4 protein-coding genes are annotated in these 2,835 nt (G+C 66.9%); all 4 read left to right on the forward strand.

Annotated elements, in window-relative coordinates; all coding sequences use genetic code 11:
- The coding region (locus VF662_RS07940; protein WP_464139650.1) for a PEPxxWA-CTERM sorting domain-containing protein at window positions 1-112 on the forward strand (112 nt) is incomplete at its 5' end.
- A gap of 172 nt (window positions 113-284) precedes the next feature.
- A complete protein-coding gene (locus VF662_RS07945) occupies window positions 285-1,103 on the forward strand; it encodes a hemerythrin domain-containing protein (RefSeq protein WP_464139644.1) in 819 nt (272 codons plus the stop codon).
- On the forward strand, window positions 1,090-1,998 hold the full coding sequence (locus VF662_RS07950; protein WP_464139646.1) for an isoaspartyl peptidase/L-asparaginase family protein: 909 nt from the start codon (window positions 1,090-1,092) through the stop codon (window positions 1,996-1,998). The genes VF662_RS07945 and VF662_RS07950 overlap by 14 nt, the downstream gene beginning before the upstream one ends.
- Before the next feature lie 183 nt (window positions 1,999-2,181).
- A partial coding sequence (locus VF662_RS07955) for a Crp/Fnr family transcriptional regulator (RefSeq protein ID WP_464139648.1) occupies window positions 2,182-2,835 on the forward strand: 654 nt, incomplete at its 3' end.

The following is a 2,835-nucleotide window of genomic DNA, read 5'->3' on the forward strand; positions in this document are numbered from 1 at the left end:
GTCGGCCGCTCCCGAGCCCGCTACCTGGCTCATGATGATCCTCGGCTTCGGCAGTGTCGGCCACGCGTTGAGGCGCAGGCAACGCTCAGCGGCTCCTTTGGCTCTGGCTTAGGCACCTCAGATGTCCGCTTCGGGCTGAAACCTGCCCCATCGGCGGCGGGCGACTTCGTTCGGCGGCTGAGCCAGGTTAGCGACAATTCCTGCAACGCTGCCGCCCGCGACTCGTTGATCACTGACGGAACCCGCTCCGATCTTCGAGGAACAAGCGGGGCGAAAGGAAAGTCGTGAAGTCACTGGCGCATCAGAGCGTGGAGGAAATGGGCGGCCGCGCAAGCGTGCTCAGCCGCCAGAAACGCGACCATGTCGAACTCGATCGGCTGCTGAACCGGCTGACAGCGGCGGCCGCGGCGGAGCAGGATTCGATCCTTCTCGAGATCTACCGGCTGGTCTTCCCGCACGCTTATGCCGAGGAAACCATCCTCTGGCCGGTCATCCGGCGTGTCTTGCCCGACGGCCACGAGCTTACGCTTCGAGTGGAGCGCGAGCATCAGGAGATCAACGAGCTCGCCACCCGGCTCGAGAGGCTGGAGCATGGTTCGGCCGAGCGCGACCGGGTGCTGGAGCGGCTGGTAGCGCTCCTCCGGGAAGATGTCCGGGACGAGGAAGACACGCTCCTGCCCGCACTGCAGATGAAGCTCGGCGAAGCGCGGCTCCGGCGTCTCGGCCTTGCCTGGGAAGCGGTCCGGGCGATCTCGCCGACGCGCCCTCACGCGATCGTCTCGCGGCGCCCGCCCGGCAATGTGCTGGCGGCGCTGCCCCTCACCCTCCTCGACCATTGCCGGGACGGCGTCGACGCGCTGAGGCACCGACGGGCGGGAGCGGCATCGCCGCCGCTCGAAGGGCTCAGCTCCACGCTCGCCCGTGCCTCGCACGCCGTGGAGCGGCTTCCGGGCCTGAGACGCGGAGAGGATCCGTCCACCAGGCGCGGAAAAGGGCGGCCGAGCTGGGCCGCCGCCGTCGTCGTGACGATCGTTGCCGCCTCGGCGGCCTTTGCACTGGCAGGGCGCAGCAGAGGAGGACGGAGCGGCAATGGCGCAATCTGAAGGCTGGTCGCTTATCGTTCACGGCGGCGCCAAGCCCTGGGATCCTGCCGAGGAGCAGGCCAACCGGGACGGGGTGGACCAGGCGGTTCGGGCAGGAGCAGCAGTGCTGGCAGCCGGCGGGAGCGCGCTCGACGCGGTCGAGACGGCCATTCGCACGCTCGAAGACCTGCCGATCTTCAACGCCGGGCGCGGTTCGGTGCCAAACCAGGCGGGAGGCATCGAGATGTGCGCCGGCCTGATGGACGGGCGCGACCTCTCCGCCGGCGCGGTCGGAGCGATCCGGGAAGTCCGCAATCCGATCGGCGTGGCCCGGCTCCTGATGGCGGAGAAGGAGGTGCTCCTCGTCGGCGAGGGCGCTACCAGGTTCGCGAAGGACAAGGGCGTCCCACTCGCGAGCCAGCAGGAATTGCTGGCGGAGGCGGAGAAGCACGCCGCCACCGAAGGGCAGCACGACACCGTCGGGGCGGTGGCGCTCGATCAGGCGGGCAATCTCGCGGCCGGAACTTCGACGGGCGGCATCAATGGACAGAAAGTCGGCCGGATCGGCGACAGCCCCCTGCCCGGCGGCGGCCTTTACGCAGACAATCATATCGGCGCCGTTTGCTTTTCCGGCGATGGGGAGACGATAACGCGCCTGGCTCTCGCCGGCAGGATCATGGCCTCGCTGGAGGACGGCGAAGACGTCGAGAAGGCGATCGCTAAGTCGGTCGCGAAGCTTCCCGGAACCGGCGGCGCCGAAGCGGACGGCGGCGGCATCGGAATCCGCAAGGACGGACAGATCGGCTGGGCCCACAACAGCCCGATGTTCGCCGTTGGTATGCTGACCAGCCGGATGAGCGGGCCGGCCGTATATCTCCACAAGAGCGAAGAGGCCGAGGGCGGCGCCCGCCGCTAGAGATCATATTCGCGCCCTCACGTTTCTGCGGCTCCCGGCGTTCGGGGGACAGGTTAACTTTTCCCGCCGAACATGGGTTAGCGAAACGCAAATTGAACAGGCGTAAGAGGAGCTATCGCTGGCCTCTCAACGGCCTTCCAGCGACTGCGAGACCATCGTGCTCCCGGCAATGGGGAACATGGTATGTCCGACCAAACGCAGTCCAAGCTCGAACCCCTGCTCCGCAAGCTTGCTTATTGGGGCAATCTCGACGCCGCCGATCGTCAGGCCGTGCTCGACCTTCCGTTCAGGACCAGGAAGCTCGAACGGCACGGGCACGTCGTCAGGGAGCGGGAGCTGACCAGCCACTCCTGCCTGATCCTTTCCGGCTTCGCCACAAGGCACAAGATCGTGGCCGGCGGCGCCCGCCAGATCCTCGCCGTGCAGATGAAGGGGGAGATGGTGGATCTCCAGAATTCGTTCCTTGGCGTTGCCGATCACAGCGTGCAGATGATCACGGAAGGCGAGATCGCCTTCATTCCACGGGAGGCCGTGAAGAAGCTCGCCTTCGACCGCCCGAAGGTCGGGATGGCGATGTGGTTCGATACGCTGGTCGACGCCTCTATCTTCAGGGAGTGGATCGCCAACGTCGGCCGCCGCGACGCTCGCACCCGCCTGGCGCACCTGCTCTGCGAGTTCTCGCTACGGCTGAAAGTGGCCGGCCTCGGCGAGGAGACCGAATACGAATTGCCGATGACCCAGGAGCAGATCGCCGACTGCACCGGCCTCACGGCCGTTCACGTCAACCGCACCCTCAAGGCCCTGGAAGCCGAACAGCTGATCACCCGGCGGAGCAGC

Origin of the sequence: Allosphingosinicella sp., from assembly GCF_036387215.1 — a bacterium.
Classification (GTDB): Bacteria; Pseudomonadota; Alphaproteobacteria; order Sphingomonadales; family Sphingomonadaceae; genus Allosphingosinicella.

What these genes read in the sequence shown, in the direction of transcription:
- VF662_RS07950 (WP_464139646.1), top strand. Translation starts at nt 1,090, where the DNA reads ATGGCGCAATCTGAAGGCTGGTCGCTTATCGTTCACGGCGGCGCCAAG.